The sequence below is a fragment of the Geobacter sp. genome (genome assembly GCF_027327745.1).
Taxonomy (GTDB): domain Bacteria; phylum Desulfobacterota; class Desulfuromonadia; order Geobacterales; family Geobacteraceae; genus Geobacter.
Genome location: NZ_DAHVYG010000009.1, coordinates 1 through 19,716, shown reverse-complemented (window position 1 = coordinate 19,716; position 19,716 = coordinate 1). Strand labels below are relative to the sequence as shown.

Below are 19,716 nucleotides of genomic sequence, written 5' to 3'. Positions count from 1 at the left end.
CTTGAGACTGCCGTTACCCCACCCTCTCCCGTGCCCTGGAGAGCCAGCGGTAGAGGATGGGAGGGTCCTTCAGGAACGTGATCGGCTGATAGAGCATATGGACCAGCTTGGTGAACGGCAGGAGCGCCACGATCAGAAACGCCCCGGCCGCGTGCAGCTTGAAGATGAGGGGAAAGTCGGCCATGTATTCCAGCTGCGGTTTGAAGGTGAGGAGCGAATAGAAGTAGGGAACCACCGTGTGGAGGTACCACTGGGAGCCCCACCGCATGAAGAGGGAGATGTAGATCCCCGTGGCGGTCTGGGCGATCAGGAGGAAGAGGAGGACCCAGTCGCCGGCGAAGGTCACCCGTTTCAGCATGGGGGAGTTGACCCGGCGCAGCAGCAGGATGATGCTGCCGAACAGGGCCAGGAACCCCAGGCCGAGACCGACACTCTCCAGGAAGATCAGGGCGTCCATGTGACCGAGGAGCCGCTTCATCACACCGGGGGCGATGATCCCGGCAAGGTGCGCCAGAAGGATCAGGATGATCCCGTAGTGCCACGGGTTGATCCCCCAGTAGAGGGTCTTGCGCTCCAGAAACTGGGTCGAGTAGGCCGACCAGGTGAGGCGGTTGGTGTACCAGCGGTAGGGGGTCACGATCAGGACCAGCGCCAGGGCGGCGTAGGGGAGCACGATGAAGATCAGGTTGTTCAGCATGACGTCACCTCCTTCTGCGAAGTCGCCTTCGACGGGATGGGGGCGGCACCGTCGCCGCCGGAGTCCGCCTGATTCGTCTCCCCGGCGCAGTCCGCGGCGCACAGAAGCCGGACCGCCTCGGCGGCGGGGCGCCACGGGGAGTGCTCGCGGGTGGCGAAGCCGTCGCAGAGCCGCTCCACCCCCGGGAGCACCTGCTGGGCTATGAAGGTGCGCCGTACCTCGTCCCGCTCTTCTCGCGCCAGATGGGCCAGGAACTGGAGGACCACCACCAGGTGGTCGGGGAGCTCGTTTCGCCCCACGGCGAAGCCGTGCCGGCCGAACTCCCCCTTGAGGCCGATCATGTAGGTCACCCGCTTCTGGTTGTCGCCGTAAAGGTGGTGCCCCAGGTAGGGGGCGGCCGCCGGGTTGAAGTCGAAGGTGGCGACGTACTCCTCCTGGAGCTCCGCCAGGGTGGAGCCCGTCACGTACGCGGCGAAGGGGGTGGTGGGGGAAGCGACCCCCCGGCTGCCGAGAAAGCCGCTGACGACGGCATCGGCCGCCAGGAGCCCCTCCTTTTCCACGGGGTAGTCAAGCATCCGGGCAAGGGATGCGTAGCAGTCGGCGATGGTCATTTCCCCCTCCTCGTCTTCCTGAGGATGCCGAAGCCCCTCTCACCCTTGCGGCGCTCGGCCTCCAGCTCCTCCCGCTGCCGGGGCGGGACCACGTGGCGCTCCCCGTAGCCGCCGACGGCGAAGAGCCGGTAGAGGCGCTCGGCCCCCGCCTCGTCGAGCCCGGCCGCCTGCAGGGCCCCGGTGGGGGCCGGCCGGCCGAGGCTCTTTGCCCGCATGTGGATCCGCAGGGCGATGAGCTTGGTAAGGACCTGGGTGATCACCTCCCGGTTCCCCCCGGCCAGAAGGCTCGCCAGGAACCCGATGGGGGCCCGCAGGCTCTCCAGCGGCGGGATCTCCCCGTGCTCCACCACCTCGAAGAGCTCGCCGGCCGAGCCGATGACCGGCGAGAGGGCGGGGATGTAGAAGCTCATCGGCATGGTCCGGAACTCGGGGTGGAGCGGCAGGGCCACGCCGAACTCCTTGACGAGGGCGTAGACCGGCGACTTCTCCGCCGCCGCGAGCCACTGGTCGGAGACGCCGTTCTTCCTGGCCCCCTCCCGCACCTGGGGGTCGCGGGGGTCGAGGATCACCCCCCGGTGCCCCTCCACGAGCTGGTCGTCGCGCCTGAGGAGGGCGTCGCCCACCTTGTCGGCGTCGTAGAGCAGGACGCCGTTGTAGCGGATCCTTCCGACGCAGCTGTGGGCGCAGGAGCTACAGACGCCGGTCTCCACCCGCGGGTAGCAGAAGATGCACTTCTCCGCCTTGCCGCTCGCCCAGTTGAAGTAGACCTTCTTGTAGGGGCAGGCGCTCGTGCAGAAGCGCCATCCCCGGCAGACGTTCTGGTCCACGAGGACGATGCCGTCCTCCCCCCGCTTGTAGAGGGCCCGGGAGGGGCAGGAGGCGACGCAGGCCGGGTGCGCGCAGTGGTTGCAGATGCGCGGCAGGTAATGCATGAAGATCCGGCCGTAGTCCTCGATGAGCCGCTTCTCCTCCAGGTTCACGTCCCCGGCGGCGTAGAGCTGGGAGCCGGAGAGGTCGTCGTCCCAGTTGGGCCCCCCCTGGATCACCGGCATCTTCTCCCCGGAGATCTGGGAGAAGGCGTCGGCCACCGGCTGGTCGCTCCCCGGCGGCGCCTTGTAGAGGTTGGCGTAGTCGAAGTCGAACGGCTCGTAGTAGTCGTCGAGCTTCGGCATGTTGGGCTGGTAGAACATGTTGAGCAGCGTCGGCCCCTTGCCGAGTCCCTTGAGCCGCAGGTTGGTCCCGTCGGCGACCCACCCCCCCTGGTACTCCTCCTGGTCCTCCCACCTCTTCGGGTAGCCTATCCCCGGCTTGGTCTCCACGTTGTTCCACCACATGTACTCGGCCCCCTGCCGGTCGGTCCAGATGTTCTTGCAGGCGATGCTGCAGGCGTGGCAGCCGATGCACTTGTCGAGATTGAATGCCATTACAATTTGCGCTCTCACGTCCATGACGTCGCTCCCTGTGCGGTTTATGGTCATTAAGTCCCCCTTTGAAAAAGGGGGATTTAGGGGGATTTGCCTTCGTCCGGCGGGGAAAAATCCCCCCTGGCCCCCCTTTTTCAAAGGGGGGAACAAAGACAGGTCGTCACTTCTCCAGCTTCCGCACCACCACGTAGCAGTCCCGGTTCACCCCGGTCGGTCCCCAGTAGTTGAAGTACCAGCTGAACTGGGCGTAGCCGCCGAGCATGAGGGTCGGCTTCAGGAGGATGCGGGAGAGGCTGTTGTGGACCCCGCCCCGTCGGCCGTTCTTCCGCGACTTCTGGATGTTGAGGGTCCGCTCCGGCGCGTGGTACATGATCGCCGCCCCCTTGGGGATGCGGGCCGAGACCACCGCCCGGCAGACCACGACGCCGTTGGCGTTGAAGAGCTCGATCTCGTCGTTGTCGGCGATCCCCGCCCCGGCGGCGTCCTCGTGGTTCAGCCAGACCACCTGCCCCGCCCTGGAGAGGGTGAGCATCCGGAGGTTGTCGCTGTAGGTGGAGTGGATACTCCACTTCCCGTGGGGGGTGAGGAAGTTGAGGACAAGCCCCTCCTCCCCTTCGGTTTCCCCGAGGATCCCCTGATCCAGCTTCGCCTTGAAGGTGGGAAGCCCCTCGTTGAAGGCGGTGTAGTAGGGGTGGTCCAGGTAGAGGGACTGGCGCCCCGAGAGGGTGCGCCACGGCACCCCGTACTCCACGTTCAGGGTGTAGGGGGAGTAGGGGCGCCCCTCGGTCACGAGCCCGCTCCAGACCGGGGTGCTCACGTAGCGGCGCGGCTTCTGGGTGATCTCCTCCCAGGTGATGCGGAAGTCGCGGTTGCCGGCGGCGATGGGGGCAAGAGGCTTGCCGACCCGCTTCTCCAGGTTCTCGTAGGCCCGGTAGGCGAGCTCGCCGTTGCTCTCGGGGGCAAAGGCGAGGATCACGTCGGCCACGACCTTCTCATCGGCCAGGTCGATGTAGCGCTTCTCCCCCCAGCTGCGGGTCGGCATCTGCCGCAGGAGCCTCTCGTGGACGTCGTCCGCCTCCCAGGAGACGCCGTGGGCGTGAAGATGGCCGATCCCCGGCCCGAGCGACGCGAAGCGGTTGTAGAGGTTTGCGTAGTCCCGCTCCACGAGGGCGATGTTCGGCATGGTCTTGCCCGGCAGCGGCTCGCACTCCCCGAGCTTCCAGTCCTGCACCCGGCGCTGGGCGATCTCGCCGGGGGTGTCGTGGAGGAGGGGGGCGGCGATCACGTCCTTCACCGGCCCGGGGAAGTGGCGCGGCGCCAGCTCGCTCACCTTCTTCGCGATGAGGGCGAAGGTCTGCCAGTCGGGCTTCGACTCCCACGAGGGGGGGACGGCGGCGTCCATGCAGTTCACGAAGGAGTGCATGTCGGTGGTGTTGAGGTCGGACTTCTCGTACCAGGTGGCCGCGGGAAGGACGATATCGGAGTAGACCGCCGAGGTGTCCATCCGGAAGTTCAGGTCGATCACGAGATCCACCTTCGCCTCGGGGGCCTGCTCGTGCCAGACGATGTCCTTTACCTCCCCCTTGGCGAGCTCCCTGGCCGTGCAGGCGGCGTTGGGGGCGCCGAGGACATGCTTCAGGAAGTACTCGTGTCCCTTGGCGCTGGCGGAGATGGCGTTGGCGCGCCAGATGAACCAGACCTTGGGGGAGTTTCCCGCCCCGTCCGGGTCCTCGATGGCGAAGCGGACCTGGCCGCTCTTTAGCTGCCCGACGAGCCAGGCGCGGATCTCCTCGTCGGTGGCGGCCCCCGCGGCCCGGGCCTTCTCCACGAGCCTGAAGGGGCTGTCGTTGAAGTGGGGGGCGAAGGGGAGCCAGCCGAGCCGGACCGCCTTGGCGTTCATGTCGGCGGAGTGGAGCGGCATCTTCTCGCCCGTCTCGGGCTTGAAGTAGTCGACGTAGCTCCGGTCGTAGCGCCACTGGTCCGAGTGGATGTACCAGAAGCTCGGGGTGTTCTGGAGGCGTGAGGGCTTCACCCAGTCCTGGGCCATAGCGATGGTGGTCCAGGGGGCCAGCGGCACCACCTTCTCCTGCCCCACGTAGTGGGCGAGCCCGGCGCCGTTTCGCCCCACGCTCCCGGTGAGGATCAGGGCGGTGATGATCCCCCGGTAGATGAGGTCGTTGTGGTACCAGTGGTTGATCCCGGCGCCGACGATGACCATGTTGCGGCCGCCGCTCGCCTCGCCGTTTTCCGTCCACTCCCGGGCGAAGCGGATCAGGGTTTCCCGGCCGATGCCGGTGTACTTTTCCTGCCAGGCCGGGGTGAAGGGCCGGTCGGAATCGTAGTCCTTCGGGTAGTCGCCGCCGAGCCCCCGGGAGACGCCGAACTGGGCCATGAGGAGGTCGAAGACCGTGGCGACCGTCGCCTCGCCTGTGGCTGTCCTGATCCGCCGGACCGGGACCTCCCGGATAACCTCCCCCGTCCCCTCGAAGCGGAAGCGGACCTTGCGGGTCTCTTCCCCCAGGAAGGAGAGGCGGCAGGCGATCTCGGAGCCGTCCGCCAGGTCCCGCATGTCCAGGTTCCAGTTCCCCTCGGCCTTGCTCCAGCGGGAGCCGAGGCTGCCGTTGGGGATTCGCACCTCGCCGGAGTCGTCGGCCACGCAGAGGAGCCATTCGGCGTGCTCAAGCCCCGCGCCGCGGGCGAGCTCCGCCGCCCGGAGATGCTCTCCCGCCTGCCAGGCCCCTTCCTTCTCGTCGAGCTTCACCAGGAAGGGGAGGTCGGTGAACTTCCTGGCATAATCCTCGAAGAAGGGGACTTTTCGATCGGCGTAGCACTCGGTGAGGATCACGTGGTTCACCGCCATCCAGAAGGCGCCGTCGTGCCCCTGGGCCACCGGGAGCCAGGTGTCGGCAAACTTGCTCGCGATGTTGTAGTCGGGGGAGATGACCGTCACCTTGGCCCCCCGGTAGCGAGCCTCCACGAGATAGTGGGAGTCGGGGGTCCTGGTCATGGGTACGTTGGCGCCGCACAGGACGATGTTCGTGGCGTTGTACCAGTCGGCCGACTCGTTCACGTCGGTCTGCTCCCCCCAGATCTGGGGCGAGGCGGGGGGAAGGTCGCAGTACCAGTCGTAGAAGCTCATGGCCACCCCGCCGAAGAGCTGGAGGAAACGGGTGCCGGCCGCGTAGCTGATCATCGACATGGCCGGGATCGGAGAGAAGCCGATGACCCGGTCGGGACCGTGCTTCTTGGCCGTGTAAATGGTGGAGGCGGCGATCAGTTCCACCACCTCGTCCCACGATGCGCGCCTTAAGCCCCCCATCCCCCGCTTGCTGGTGTAGCTCTTCCTCGCCTCGGGGTCCTCCACGATACTCCGCCACGCCTCCACCGGGTCGTCAAAGCGGGCCCGTGCCTTCTGCCAGAGGTCGAGGAGGGGGCCGCGCACGTAGGGGTACTTCACCCGCATCGGGCTGTAGAGGTACCAGGAGAAGCTGATCCCCCGGGTGCACCCCCGGGGCTCGTGGTTGGGGATCTCGCCGTTGAACTGGGGATAGTCGTTCGCCTGGAGTTCCCAGCAGACAATGCCGTCCTTCACGTGGACCATCCAGCTGCAGCTTCCGGTACAGTTGACTCCGTGGGTGCTCCGCACCACCTTGTCGTACTGGTAGCGGTTGCGGTAGAACTCTTCCCAGTCACGGCCAGCCGGGGTGTAGTCGTCCTTGATCCGTTCGTGCGTCATTATCTGGTCCTCCTCTTGTAGAGAATCAACCCCGCGAGACAAAAGACAAAGAAGCCGGTACCGGCCAGGGGAAAGATGTCGAAGGACCATCCCCCCCGCTTCTGGGCCGCCGCATCCTTTAAGAAGGCGACGATGGCGGTAATCTCCTCCTCGGTCAGGGGGCGGTTTTCATACACCTTTTTCATGACGGGAAACTTGAGGCTCTTCAGCACGCCGCGAAGCCCCTGCTCCCCCATCCCCTCGTAGAGGTCGGAGAGGTCGGCGGCCATATTGCCGCCCGATACCCCCGGGGCCCGGAACGGATGGCAGGCCGCACAGGGGGCGCCCCCCTTGGCGAAGGGCTTCGCCCCGGTGAAGAGGGCCCTCCCCCGGGTAGCCAGCTCGGGTGTCACCACCGTTTCCGCCGGTTTCGCCGCTTCGGCTGCCGGCTGCTCCCCCGCCACGGCTCCTCCCCCGCTCGCCGCCTTCAGATAGGCGATAATCTGCAGGGCATCGTCGCGGCTTATCCCCAGGTTCGGCATCTCGTACCCATGCTTCTTGACGAGCTCCAACTGGACCGGATCCCTGGCGGCCGTCAGCTTGTCGGGCTCCACGATGACCTTGACGAGCCACTCCTCCGGCCGCTTCCCGGTTACCCCCTTCAGGTCCGGCCCCCCCGCGTCGCCGCCGCCGATGGTGTGACAGCCGGAACACTGCTTGTCGAACAGCTCCTTGCCGGCATCGCCGTAAGCGTGGGGCGCGAGTGACAGCATCAGGATCAGGGAGAGATGGCTGACCGCTGCTCGGAGAATTCCTCTCGTCATGACTTTCCTCCTGTCGACCAGTTGTTTTTGTTAATTAACGACACCTTTGGGTATAGTCTAAGTTTAGCTTTAGAGTAAGGTCCTGCAACTTTCCTGCATTGACTTTAATCAAGAAAGCGCAATTAGTTTCAAAGCCGTCTCAGTGGGAATCCTCCCCCTTGAAGACGGGGAAGATCTTGTTCAATCCCCAGAAGATGACGAACGGGAGTATCCCCACCAGTATGGCGCCCGGCAGCCCTTCCTTGAAGGTCTCGATGTCGCGGGGAATGATGGGGAGGTCGTAGTGCATGAAGCCGGCAAAGGAGGCCGAAAAGCCCTGTCCGCCGATGACCAGGTTCCACCGCATCATGAACACCCCCATGAGGACCAGGAGCGTGGCGACGATCGCCCGCCTCACGGTGAGCCGCGGCAGGAGGAAGAGGATGAGGGGGACCAGGTTGCCGAGGCCGTACTGGATCACGAAGACATTCACGAAATCCTTGCCGTAGATGAGACTTCGCACGATCTCCCACGAGCGGAACTTGGCGTAGTCCCTGAAGAGGAGGTCCAGGAGCTCCAGCCCCAGGGCCGCCAGCAGGGCCATGACGAGATATTTGGCGGTCATGGTGACCTCGTACATCTCCACGGTCTTGATCTGCTCGGGGGTGGGGAGGCTCGGGTCGTTCTTTCTCTTCCAGCCGACGATCAGCTTGCGGATCTCCATGGTCACGATGTAGCAGAGGACGCAGAGGGCGATCCCCGAGACCACGGCGGAGCAGATGAAGATGAAGGGCATGAGGGGGGTGGTCCAGAGAGCGTTGGCCTTGACCGAGCCGAAGATGAAGCCGGCGTAGCCGTGGAGGAGACAGGCGACCGGGATCCCCGTCGCCGCCATGACCTTCACTGCCTTTTCGTCCTTTGCCAGGGCATGCTCGCTGACGTCCCACGCGCCGAGGGTGAGGGCCGAAAAGAGGAGATACCTTCCTCGCTCCGGGAGGTTTTTGTTCCGCTTCACCTTGAGTGAGAGGGCCGTCTCCACGAAGTGCCGCCGGTAGACGAACCAGAGCTCCGAGGCGACGATCATCCCGTAGGTGGAAAAGGCGATGCCGAAGGCGGCGATGGCCGAGGTGAAGTGGGGGGTGAGCATCACCTCGATCCCCCGCTCCGGGTGCTGGAGGTGGAGCTGGAGCGGCACCATGGCCACGGGGAGGAGGGCGAAGGAGAAGACCAGGGAAAAGCGGGCGATGTCCTTCATCTGTCTGATCCCGAAGACGTGGTAGAGGGAGGAGAGGACGAAGGCACCGGCCACAAGCCCGGTCATGAAGGGGTACATGACGATCTGGATGGTCCAGTAGATGTACTCGTTGGGGTAGACGAACAGCTCCTTGATGGTCCAGGCTTCTCCGTGTACCATGGCTATTTCACCTCCCGGGAAAGGGCGAGATAGTAGACCTGCGGTTTGGTGCCGTACTCTTCCTTCAGGACCCCGACCCGTCCGGACATGATGGTCTTCGTCACCGGATCGTCGGGGTTGCGCAGGTTGCCGATCTTCCTGGTGCCGAAGGGGCAGGCGTCGACACAGGCGGTCTTCATCCCCTTCGTGATCCGATGGTAGCAGAAGGTGCACTTCTCAGCCGTCTTGTGGACCGGATGGAAGGAGCGGACCCCGTAGGGGCACGCCATGATGCAGTAGGCGCAGCCGATGCAGTGCTTCCTGTCCACCAGGACCACGCCGTCGGGGGTCTGGTAGGTGGCCCCCACGGGGCAGACCTGGACGCAGGCGGGGCTCTCGCAGTGGTTGCAGAGCTTGGGGACGAAGAACGCCTTTTCGACGTCGTCCCTGGCGAGCTCCCGGTGCCCTTCCTCCCCCTGGTCGATCCGGTCCGAGGTGAAGCCCTCCCGCCCCCCCTGCGGGGAGTCCACGCAGCTCTTCCCCTTTCCGGTGACCACGTACCGCTCCACCCAGGTGCGGGTGATGCCGGCCTCGTAGGGGATCTCGTTCTCCGTCTTGCACGCCTTGACGCAGAAGCCGCACCCCACGCACGCCTGGGTGTCCACCAGAAAGGCCCACCGCACCGCCGACCCGTCCTCCTTCCTGGCAAGGAGCGTTCTCGGGCTGATCAGTTCCAGGGCCGAGAGGGGAACCGCCAGACCCGCGATGACCGTGATGCTATTCTTGAGAAAGTCGCGCCTGTTCATCCCTGTGACTCCTTGAGGCTCTTGCAAAACTACTGCGGGGCCGGTCTGCTTTGTTGCCGCTCGCTCGAAAGCTCAACGTACCGATGGGTACGCCTCGCTTCCTCGTTCGCTTGCGCCTTGCATCCCGCCCTCCTCATGACGTTTTGCAAGAGCCTCACCTTGAGATGAGATCGGATTGTGGGGGTCGTGGCACAAGGTGCACTCCGCCTCGGGGTTGTGGGTTTCGGGGTTGATCCCGGCGATCTTTGCCCTGCCGCTGGAGGGGGTGGTGAGAGCGGCGTGGCAGCGCAGGCAGAGCGCCCGGCTCCTGTCGATGGTGAGGGTGGGAGGGTCGTCGGGATGGTTCAGGGCCGGACCGTGGCAGTTCTCGCAGGAGATGATCCCGTGGGGGGTGCGGCTGATGCTCTCCGCCTTGTCGGCGTGGCACTCCCTGCAGTACGCGGCCGTCCGGTATTTCACCGTCACGGCCTTCCATTCGGCCTCATTCCCCTTGCGGTGCCAGCCGTACATGTACCCCCGCTCGTGGATGCCGAAGTCTTCCGGCACCAGGAAGGTCCTGGCAACCAGGACCACAGCGATCAGGGCCGCGGCGATATAGAGCGGCCGCCAGACATGACTCCCCATGGTGATCTCCCTTCTCTCCCGGTCTGTTCCTAAACTGCCGTTAATGCAATGACAGCACCTTGTTGCCGAATGTCAATTCGAATCGGCTAAATCACACACTCCTTCTCCCTTGCGCTTCGGATCAGATTGGCGTACCTGACTTCGAAGAGGGTCCTCGGCCTGCCCATGAATTCCTCGACATGGCTGCTCAGGACCTCGAACCCGGCATCAATGTCGATCTCCCTCTTGTACTGAAACTTGTCCCATCGGGCCTGGTCGATGATCTGGATCTTCTCGCCTTTTTTGCAGGTCGCGATGATGACCGGCACGGCATCCCTCTCGTTGTTGTCCCACAGAAACGCCGCATCGGCCTGGGGGAATATCCTTTCAACGGATGCCGGCATGTCGCGATGGGCCTCCAGGAAGATCCTGAAGCTGGGCCTGAGCGCTTCGGCAATGTTGGTATTCTTGTTGAGGAACACCGTGAACGCGTTGTATTCGCCGGCCACATGCCTGGTCAGCGATCTCTTCCACGCCTCGGTGGCCTGGGCGGTAAAAAAATTACATTCGACAAAACGACCGGCGTTGTGACCGATGGAGATATACTCCTCGGCCCGTTTCGAGACGCAGAAGGGCCAATCCACCGTTACCCTCGATGCATCACCGTAAATTACCGTCGATCTCTCGAAACCGTACACCATGCTGACGTGATCCCTGACATCCTGCTCTGCGACCCTTCCGCACGACCTTTCCACTTCCTTGACCACCATGGCGTCATAGTCGAGGTGCACAAACTCCCTGGTGCCTCTGTCTCCGTACTTTGCCCGAACGTAGGTGCTCTTTCCCGATGCAGGGGGACCGCCGACCAGCTCCAGTATTTTTCCCATGACCTTCACCTCCCTGTGAAGCGATGGGTGCGACATCCGGAAACCTTGGAGTGATTTCATAATCGCAAGCGACGTACCAAATGCGCCGGGTGGGATAAAAAGTTGTAACTATTTGATATGGCGAAACTTATTAGGGCGAGATCGGGCAATGGAAGGGCTGGGGAGCCGTGTTGGCGTTACCTGCCGGTAACATATGGGAGGGAAGGGTTACGACCCAAAAAAAGGCCGGGGCGTCCCCCGGCCTCCGAAAGGAGCGCCCATGGCAGCAAGCGCTCCTACGCGGCGATCATGTGGAGGTCTATGCCGAGTTCTTTTCCGGAATACCCCAGGGCCAGGCCGATCATCTGGGAGAGATGCAGCACCGGAATGTTCCGGGAAACGTCCCTGCCGTCCAGGGCCTTGTCCTGGTAAGCATCGAAGGCGGTGTGGCACAAGGGGCACGGGGTGACGATGTAGTCGGCCCCGGCCCGCACCGCGTCCTCCAGGGCGTTTCCCGTCATGGCGAGGGACTGCTTCTCCGCCACGAGCAGGGTGTGGAAGCCGCAGCACTTGTTTCTGGACCCGTACTCCACGACGCTCCCGCCGAGGGCCTCCACGAGGCGGTCCAGGGCGGCGGGGGCGGCGGGGTCGTCCCTCCCCAGGAGAGCGGAGGGCCTCAGGATGTGGCAGCCGTAGAAGGGGGCGAAGCGGACCCCCTGCAGGGGTGTGGTGACCTTTTGGGCAAGCCGCTCCAGCCCGTAATCCTCGGTGATCACCCAGAGGAGGTGCTTCACGTCGCTGGTGCCGCCGTAGCGGAGCCCTTCGTACGCCAGTTGGGCGTTCACCAGCTCCCGCTTTTCGGCCAAGGTGTCCAGGAGATGCTTGGCCCGGCGCAGGGTCAGGAGGCAGGTGCTGCAGGAGGTCACGAGATCGAGCCCCATCCGTTCCGCCAGGGCGAGGTTTCGCCCGTTGACGACGATGAAGTGGTCGGGGCTCACGTAGTCGAGGTTGCTCCCCCCGCAGCAGGTACCCTTCTCCAGGTTGACCAGCTCGATCCCCAGGTCCTTCTTCCACAGGTTCAGGGCGCGGTCCACCTCTTTGGTCATGGATTCGTTGATGCAACTCAGGAAATAGGCGTATTTCATGGGGACCTCCCTATCTCTCGCCCCGGTTCGCTTCCAGGCGGCTGTAGATTTCCCTCACCCTCTCGATCTGGGGAATCCGTTTCACCAGCAGGGGGGGCCTTCTCCCCTTGAGCCCCATCCTGAGCGCCAGGGGCAACATTTTGAGGCTCCCGAGCATCCCTTTGGTGCGAAGCGGCAGGGTGACCTCCTTCAGCCGTCCGAGGTCGCGGATGTCGTCGTAGAAGGCCCGGGCGTGGCGGGCCCCCTCCGACTGGGTCATCCCCCGCTCGAAGGCCTCCTCCCGCAGCCGGTGGATGCCGTCCATGATCGGTATCTTCTTGGTGCAGTGCTCCGTGCACCTGTGGCAGTGGGTGCAGTCCCACAGGCCGTTGTCGGCGGTCACCTCCCGCAGCCGTTCGCAGCCGAGGGTGTCGCGGGTGTCGTTGTTCATCCGGAATGCCTTGAGGAGGACCGGCGGGGAGATGTAGCGGCGGTTCACCCCCATCATGCTGCACTCCGAGTAGCACGACCCGCAGAGGATGCAGTCGCTTGCGGCGTTGATGGTCTCGAACTCCCCGTCGCTCACGAGGTGTTCTTTTCGCCCCATCTCCTCCTCGGGGATGGCCGGCCTGACCCAGCTGTAGTTGCGCTTCAGCTTCTCCATGATCGGGTTGATGTCCACCACCAGGTCCCGGATCACCTCCAGGTTCCCCAGGGGCTCGATGAGGATCGGGCCGTCGCCGCTTCCCGTGAGGAGATCCCAGACCTGGGTCGTGCAGGCCAGCCTGGAGACCCCGTTGATGCGCACGGCGCAGGAGCCGCAGATCCCCGCCTGGCAGAAGGCCCGAAACGTCAGGCGCGGCTCCAGCTGCTCCTTGATGTGGTTCAGGGCCCGCAGGATGGTGATCCCCTTCTCCACCGCAATCCTGAAGTTGTCGTAGAAGGGGGTGCGGTCCGCCTGGGGGTTGTACCGGTAGATGCGGAAGGAAACCTCTCGCCTTTCCATTAGTAGCTCCTTGTCCCGAGGGCGTATTTCCCCATGGTCACGGCCTTGCGGTCGAGCCGCACCCCGCCGTCTCCCCCCATGGTGCAGAGGGAATGGCGGTGCCACGCCTCGTCGTCCCGCCGGGGGAAGTCCTACCGGTAGTGGGACCCCCGGCTCTCCTGCCGCTCCAGGGCGGCGACGGCCACGCAGAGGGCCAGGTCGAGCATGTTCTTCAGCTCCAGGATCTGGATCAGGTTGGTGTTGTAGACGGTCCCCGTGTCGAAGAGCCTGATGCGCCGGAAGCGCTCCCGCAGTGCCCGGAGCTCCTCGACTCCCTTGCGGAGCCGCTCCTCGACCCGGTAGATCCCCACGTTGTCCCCCATGGTCTTCCCCATCTCCTCCCGGATGATCCCGTAGCGCTCGTACCGTTCGTGACCCGTGTACGACCCGATCTCGTCGGCCACCCTCCTGACCGCCGCGGGGGTGATCCCGTGGGCGTTTCGCTCCGGGGCCTCCAGGGCCGCCTCCCGCCCCGCCAGCTTCCCGAACACCAGGATGTCCAGCAGCGAATTCCCCCCCAGCCGGTTGGCCCCGTGCACGGAGATGCAGGCGCACTCCCCCACGGCGTAGACGCCGCGGACCGCGGTCTTCGCCATGGTGGCGTCGATCCCCCCCATGGCGTAGTGGGCCGTGGGGCGCACGGGAATCGGCTCCTCGACGGGGTCCACCCCCTCGAAGTGCATGGAGAGCTCCCGGATCTGGGGGAGCTTCTTCCTGATCGCCTCGGCCCCCAGGTGGCGCAGATCCAGCTCGAGGTAGCTCCCGGCGTCGCTCTCGAAGCCGTTTCCTTCGATGATCTCCGTCTCCATGGAGCGGGCCACCAGATCCCGGGGACCCAGCTCCATCTTCTGGGGGGCGTAGCGGGCCATGAAGCGCTCCCCGTGGCGGTTGAGGAGATATCCCCCCTCGCCCCGGGCCCCCTCGGTCACCAGGAGGCCGCTCTTGCGCAAGCCCGTGGGGTGGAACTGGATGAACTCCATGTCCTTCAGGGGGATGCCGGCCCGCAGGGCCGCGGCCTGTCCGTCGCCGGTATTGCCGGCGGCGTTGCTGGAGCGGTTCCAGTACATCTTGGCGTGGCCCCCGGTGGCCAGGATGACGACCGGCGCCACAAAGGTCTCGATGGCGCCGGTGCGCATGTCCAGGGCGATGACCCCCTGGCACGCGCCGTCGGCGTGCTCCAGGGAGAGGAGGAAGTACTCGTTGAAGAAGGTCACCCCCCGGCGCAGGCACTGCTCGAAGAGGGTGTGGAGGATGGTGTGGCCGGTCTTGTCGGCGCAGTAGCAGCAGCGGTCCTTCACCGTCCCGCCGAAGGGGCGCTGGGCGATGGTGCCGTCGGCAAACCGCGAGAAGGGGGCTCCGAGGTTCTCCAGCTCCCGCACCACCGCGGGGGCCTGGCTGCAGAGGTACTCCACGGCATCCTGGTCCGCCAGGTAGTCGCTCCCCTTGACGGTGTCGAAGAGATGGAGCTCCACGGTGTCGTCTTTGTCCTTGTTGGCCAGGGCCGCGTTGACCCCCCCTTGGGCGGCGGAGGTGTGGGAGCGGGTCGGGTAGACCTTGGAGATGACGGCGACGGAGACCCGGGGGTTGGTGCGGACCGCCTCCAGGGCGGCGAAGAGTCCCCCGCCTCCGGCGCCGACGATGACTATGTCGTATCTATGATCCATGACTGACTCCCTGTGTGGGATACGCTAGGAAAGTCCCCCTTTGAAAAAGGGGGATTTAGGGGGATTTAAACGGGGATGAAGGCAAATCCCCCCCCCCAGCCCCCCTTTTGTAAAGGGGGGAGGAAATAGTTCTACAAAGCCACCTGGGCCACCGACGGCAGATCCTCCACCGCGCGGAAGATCTCGATCTCGCTGATGATCCCCGCCAGCTCGTGCCCCCGCAGCACCACCAGCCGCCGCACGCCGAGCCTGTTCATCATCCGCAGGGCGTACTTCACCCGCATGGTCGGGTCGATGCTGTAGACCGGCTTGGTCATGATGTCGTGGACCTGGGTGTTCCAGATGTCGCGGTAGATGTTCTCCCCCGGGTCGATGACCTTCCCCAGGATGTCCCGCACCGTGAGGATCCCGTAGACGTCGTCCTCGTTGCGGGGGAGCACCACGAGGCTCGCCACCTCCCTGCTCTTTATGAGCTGGATCGCCTGGGCCACGGTCCGGCTCCCGTCGATGGTCACCACGTCTCGTTGCATGAGCTCGGATACGGGGGTGTTGCGGATTTTCTTCAGGGCCTCCATGGAGCCACCTCCTTTAAGAAATGTGTTGGGTTTACGCCAGATACGCCAGCTCGTGGGGCTGGGTGCGGCAGTCGAGGTCCTGCCCCCTGCTCCGGTGGTCGGCGATCTCGGCCGCCACCCCCGCCATCCGGCCATGGAGGAACATGATGAAGACGATCTCCCGGGCCTCCTGCTCGCTGATCTCCCCCTGGGCCAGCTGCTTCCAGAGGAGATCCAGCGCGATGCAGGCGATGGCCGCGTCGACGTTGACGCAGTAGACGTTGTCCGTCACCCCCTCGGCATGGAGCTCTTTCACCAGGTGATGGTAGAACTCCAGGAAGGGATTTGTGACCCCCCTGGCCTTGAGCAGGTTGCGGATGTGAACCTCCCGCGGGTCATGGTTCTCGGGCCGGTCGCGGAACACCGGGTGGTTGATGCACGGAATCCTCTCCGTGGCCCCTTCCATCTTCGCCTTCCTCTTCCGGGCCACGAACTCCTGGGTCGCCTGGGCCGCCAGGGCATTCAGCACGTGGTCCAGGTCCGCCGGGTCGCTCTGGTACGGATCGGTCTCCGCGAAGATGTCCAGCAGGTAGCCGACCGACTCGAAGCCGTTGCCGCCGTGGGCCAGGCCGGTGTTGGTCATGAAGCCGGCGTAGGCCGTGGCGATATGGTTTCGGGCGCTGACGCTCTCCTTGGCCCCCTTGGCGCTCAGGGTCCCCGGGCCGTTGGTGACGGTCAGGTTGAGGAGCGCGTTGTAGGTGAAGAGCTCCTGCTCGTTCGGCGCGCGGTTGAAGAGGATCTGGAAACAGGTCGACGCGAAATCGGTGGCCAGAACCGCCGGATCGTCCAGGGTGTGGAGCTGCTGCCAGAAGCGGTTCTTTTCGGGAGTAACGGGGGAGACCCCGGCGATGATCCCGTTAAGCCCCAGGTAGGTCCCGAGGTCCTGGGCCGTCTCCCGGACGATGCGGCGCTCGGCCAGGGGTTTCCAGGCAAGCCCCAGGAGCATGGCCGCGAGAAGGAGCGTGAAGGAGTCGGCCGGCTCCCCTGCGGCCCGGCGCTGCTCGCTGTAAGCCTGGGCAAAGCGGGTCAGGATCGTCTCCTGGCCGTGGGTCCGCAGGAGCGCCCCGAAGTAGTCCGCCAGTTCTTCCGACTGGGCTTCCCCCTCCGTGGCGGGGAACCCTTCGGCGCTCTGGCATATGGTCTCGATCAGCTCCTCGTTGACCGTGAGATCCGAACCCGTCTCGGGGAAGAAGCGGTCGATGAGCCAGGAGCTCGTGGCGCGCAGCTCCTCGAAGAGCCGGTTGTTCCCCGCAAGCATCACCTCGGCCCCGATTGCAGCGTTGGGGGTGCAGCCGTTGGCCCTCCCCCGGGCCACGGTATCGACGTGGGTGCTCCCCCGGGCCGTGAACCAGTTGAGGAGCGGGTTGACGATGGCCATCTGCCCCGCGTCGGGCATGCTCTTCAGGACCGAGAAGAGGGTCACGGCGCCGAAGGGGCACTCGATGAGATCGAGGAGCTTTCGGCCCTGGAGCGCGATGGTGAAATCGGAGGGGTCGATGAAGCTTGCCCCGGAGCGGTTTCTCATCGGCTCCCGCATGATGCGGGCCCCCACCAGCCGGTTGAACTTCTCGATCTCCTCCCCGTAGGGGGAGATGGCCCTTACCGGCTGCATCCGGAGCTGGGGGGGGAGCTCCAGCTCCTGGTCGTTCACGAACCACGGCTTGAGGCTCAGATCCCCCGTGGAGGGGAAGTCGGGATGCTCGCCTAAAAGCTCCATGCAGGCGCTAACCGCCTCGGGGACATCCTGGATGGTCCTGATGCGGACCCCCCGCTTGGAGACTTGCGGCTTTGCCGGTTCGAACACCGGCACCCCGAAGAAGGCGTCGAACCACCCCTCCTTCGCCTCGGCGTCGTCACCGCATCCCGCCATGGCCCCCGCGTGGCCGCACGACCGGGTGAGGTTCTTCTTCCACCGTCCCGTCACGCAGGCGACGATTGGCTTGGTCAGCTTGAAGCGCCCCTCCTCGATCCAGTCCATGGCCTGCTTCTCGTAGTACCCCCCCGGCTCCACGTAGACCACGACCGCCTTGGTTCTGGGGTCGTTCTCGGCGCAGTAGAGGAACTCCGCCAGGGCGAAATGGATGTAGATGTCCTTGCCGCTGCTGAGGATGGTGGAGGTGCCGAAGCCGGCGGTCTTCAGGTACTCGGAGATGGTGGTGCTGAAGTTGCCGGAGTTGCTGTAGATGGCCACGCTCCCCTTGCGCAGGCTCTGGGCGGGAGAGTCTCCCCCCAGGGCGCCGCCGATCCGCACCTGGTCCCAGGAGTTGGCGATCCCCAGGGTGTTGGCCCCGATCACGTCCACCTTCCTGTTCTGGCAGCCGTAGCGGATCAGGCGGGAATCCCGGGCCGAGACCTTTTCGGTCACGATGACGATCCGCTTCAGATGGACGTTGCGGGCGCACATCTCCGACACCGCATGGGAAACGGCGCCGGGGGGGAGATAGATCACTCCCGTGTCGAAGTGGATCCCGGCCCTGATGACGTCGGAGATGCTCCCGAAGACCGGGATGTCGCCGATGGGGGTCTCGAAGGCTCCGCCGGGCTCGCCGTACTGGACTCCGGCCACCACGTTCCCGCCGCTGTAGGCGTGGGATACGGGGGTGACCAGGGAGCTCTCGGTCCCCCGGATGTTCATGATGCAGACCCGGGAATGCTTGTTGGCCAGCTCGTGCAGCGACTGGACGCCAACGTGATAGGGAAAGGGATTGTTCTGATAGTTCATTGCCGACTCCTTGCTGCATCAGTCTTCACGCCGCTATGGCTTTATAGTGTTTCGGTGCCATCGCGGCAGGTTTCGGTTCGCGAAAGGAATCAATCTCCATGGCATGCTGCAGCACACTCATCATGCTGCTGTCGTGGCCGAAGAAGCGGTAGGGTACCCGCAGGGAGTCGAGGACGTCCCTGCCGCAGACCATCCCCTCCACCACCATGGGGCCGCCGCGCCCCGCCACCACGAAGATGTCGGGGTTCAGGCGGATATGTTCCCGCAGCGAATCGAAGATCGCCCTGAAGGTGGTGAAGATGTTGGTGTTGTTGGCCCTTCCCCCGATCAGGAGCACCACGTGCGCCTGGGGGAGCCAGTGGCGGAAGGTTATGTCGGCGATGGCCTTCATCTTCTCGTAGGGGGGGTTGCCGCCGAAGTCGGAGGAGATGATCGCCCGGTCCCCCAGGATCTCCGTGGCGGCGCTGTTGGCCCCACCCCCGAAGATGAAGGGGAGGATCGTCCCCTTCGGGTTCACCTCCGTCACGTCGCTCTGTCCCTGGTGGGTCCGCAGGACGTTGATCTCCGCCTCGAACTGGGTGATGGTGGTGGAGAAGATCTCCTCGGGGTAGCCGAGCCGCTTCCAGGCCGGGTTGTCCTGGTCGAAGGAGGCCTTGATGTCGCAGGCGAAGGGGACGTAGCGCCCCTTCACCTTCCCCATCCGGATCGGGTTCAGCTCCAGGGTGGTGAGCCCGTAGTTGTCGTAGAGCTGCCAGAGCTTCGGCAGGTGCTGCACCAGGGAGCTGATGTAGTGGGAGGGGCACTTCAGCTCCCGCAGGGCGTCGTTGATGTGGAACGACTTCACCCCCGTGACCGGGTTGAAGACGATGGTCCGCTTCTCCTCGGGGGGGACGTCCTCCACGTCGATCCCCCCCTTTGCGGTCAGGAGGAGGACCGGCATCCGGTACTCGCTCGACTCGGTGATGCTCACGTAGATCTCGATGTCCGATTCGATGTATCCCTCAAAGGTCACGCCGCACGCCTGCACCTCGCGGTTTCCCTGGTGGTGGGCGGCAAAGAAGAGCTCGCGCTTTGCCACCATGGCGTCAAAGACGTTGGTGGCGACACGCACGAGCCCCGCCTTCCCCTTTTTCCCCACTCCACCCAGAAAGACCGGCTTGACAATGCATTTGCCCCCATGGGATGCGATGAGCGCATTGATCTCATCGTGGGACGCATCCTCTGTCAAAACCGGCGACACCGGAAACTCGACCAGATCGAGCAGCCTTCTCCCGTACTTTAATCCTGTCAACTGCATATGGTCCTCCTCATTGTCTTCTTTATAGTCACTTCGCCTGATACAACAACTCTCCTCGCCTCTGACAGTTTGGTCGCCTCCCTGATACAGAATAAGGCAGTAACGCGTGCGCTCGGAAGAGCAGGTTGCCGTTATCAATGGCAAGCGGCATACCAAAAGCGTTGGGCACCATGAAAAATTTTAACCATTTGATTATGCGGAACTTTTTTAGTGAAGTAGCTGATGGGGAGTGGGGGCGGGCAAGAACCGATGTTTCCCCGCCGTAACGTGGTGGGTGAGAAGGGTTACGTTCTTTCCTTGGGCGCGAAATGGGGTACAGTTGTAGGGACGCT

General features: G+C 64.5%; 14 protein-coding genes and 1 pseudogene. All 15 read right to left on the bottom strand.

All coding sequences use genetic code 11. The features are described from left to right. Window positions 1-13 precede the first annotated feature (13 nt). Window positions 14-697, bottom strand: a complete 684-nt coding sequence (locus M6689_RS02035; protein ID WP_298267215.1) for a respiratory nitrate reductase subunit gamma — start codon at window positions 695-697, stop codon at window positions 14-16. Beyond that, window positions 691-1,308, bottom strand: coding sequence for a molecular chaperone TorD family protein (locus tag M6689_RS02030; protein WP_298267212.1), 618 nt, complete (start codon window positions 1,306-1,308; stop codon window positions 691-693). Before M6689_RS02030 ends, M6689_RS02035 begins: the two co-directional genes overlap by 7 nt. Next, on the bottom strand, window positions 1,305-2,756 hold the full coding sequence (narH, locus tag M6689_RS02025) for a nitrate reductase subunit beta (protein ID WP_366949714.1): 1,452 nt from the start codon (window positions 2,754-2,756) through the stop codon (window positions 1,305-1,307). The genes M6689_RS02030 and narH overlap by 4 nt, the downstream gene beginning before the upstream one ends. 136 nt (window positions 2,757-2,892) lie before the next feature. Next, the gene (locus M6689_RS02020; protein WP_298267207.1) at window positions 2,893-6,468 is read right to left on the bottom strand and encodes a nitrate reductase subunit alpha; all 3,576 of its coding nucleotides are present in this window, start codon (window positions 6,466-6,468) and stop codon (window positions 2,893-2,895) included. Further along, window positions 6,468-7,271, bottom strand: a complete 804-nt coding sequence (locus M6689_RS02015) for a c-type cytochrome (RefSeq protein WP_298267205.1) — start codon at window positions 7,269-7,271, stop codon at window positions 6,468-6,470. Before M6689_RS02015 ends, M6689_RS02020 begins: the two co-directional genes overlap by 1 nt. A 139-nt stretch (window positions 7,272-7,410) precedes the next feature. Further along, entirely contained in the window at window positions 7,411-8,664 is a 1,254-nt protein-coding gene (gene nrfD / locus M6689_RS02010) for an NrfD/PsrC family molybdoenzyme membrane anchor subunit (RefSeq protein WP_298267203.1), read from the bottom strand. Window positions 8,665-8,666: 2 nt separating this feature from the next. Beyond that, complete coding sequence (locus M6689_RS02005; protein WP_298267201.1) at window positions 8,667-9,449, bottom strand: 4Fe-4S dicluster domain-containing protein; 783 nt, start codon at window positions 9,447-9,449, stop codon at window positions 8,667-8,669. A 72-nt stretch (window positions 9,450-9,521) separates the two neighbouring features. Continuing rightward, window positions 9,522-10,073 carry a cytochrome c3 family protein gene (locus M6689_RS02000; protein ID WP_298267198.1) on the bottom strand — a complete coding sequence of 184 codons (552 nt, stop codon included), beginning with the start codon at window positions 10,071-10,073 and terminating at the stop codon, window positions 9,522-9,524. Between the two features lie 86 nt (window positions 10,074-10,159). Further along, window positions 10,160-10,939: a hypothetical protein gene (locus tag M6689_RS01995; RefSeq protein WP_298267196.1), complete on the bottom strand. Its 780-nt coding sequence runs from the start codon at window positions 10,937-10,939 to the stop codon at window positions 10,160-10,162. Between the two features lie 275 nt (window positions 10,940-11,214). Next, a complete protein-coding gene (locus tag M6689_RS01990; protein WP_298267194.1) occupies window positions 11,215-12,063 on the bottom strand; it encodes a CoB--CoM heterodisulfide reductase iron-sulfur subunit B family protein in 849 nt (282 codons plus the stop codon). Between the two features lie 10 nt (window positions 12,064-12,073). Continuing rightward, window positions 12,074-13,048, bottom strand: coding sequence for a succinate dehydrogenase/fumarate reductase iron-sulfur subunit (locus M6689_RS01985; RefSeq protein WP_298267192.1), 975 nt, complete (start codon window positions 13,046-13,048; stop codon window positions 12,074-12,076). Next, a pseudogene (locus M6689_RS01980) lies at window positions 13,048-14,751 on the bottom strand (FAD-dependent oxidoreductase). Before M6689_RS01980 ends, M6689_RS01985 begins: the two are co-directional and overlap by 1 nt. Window positions 14,752-14,882: 131 nt before the next feature. Further along, on the bottom strand, window positions 14,883-15,326 hold the full coding sequence (locus M6689_RS01975) for a CBS domain-containing protein (RefSeq protein ID WP_298267190.1): 444 nt from the start codon (window positions 15,324-15,326) through the stop codon (window positions 14,883-14,885). Window positions 15,327-15,357: 31 nt separating this feature from the next. Continuing rightward, window positions 15,358-18,087: a citrate/2-methylcitrate synthase gene (locus M6689_RS01970; protein ID WP_298267188.1), complete on the bottom strand. Its 2,730-nt coding sequence runs from the start codon at window positions 18,085-18,087 to the stop codon at window positions 15,358-15,360. A 25-nt stretch (window positions 18,088-18,112) separates the two neighbouring features. Next, window positions 18,113-19,384: an ATP-grasp domain-containing protein gene (locus tag M6689_RS01965; protein ID WP_298267186.1), complete on the bottom strand. Its 1,272-nt coding sequence runs from the start codon at window positions 19,382-19,384 to the stop codon at window positions 18,113-18,115. Window positions 19,385-19,716: the final 332 nt, after the last annotated feature.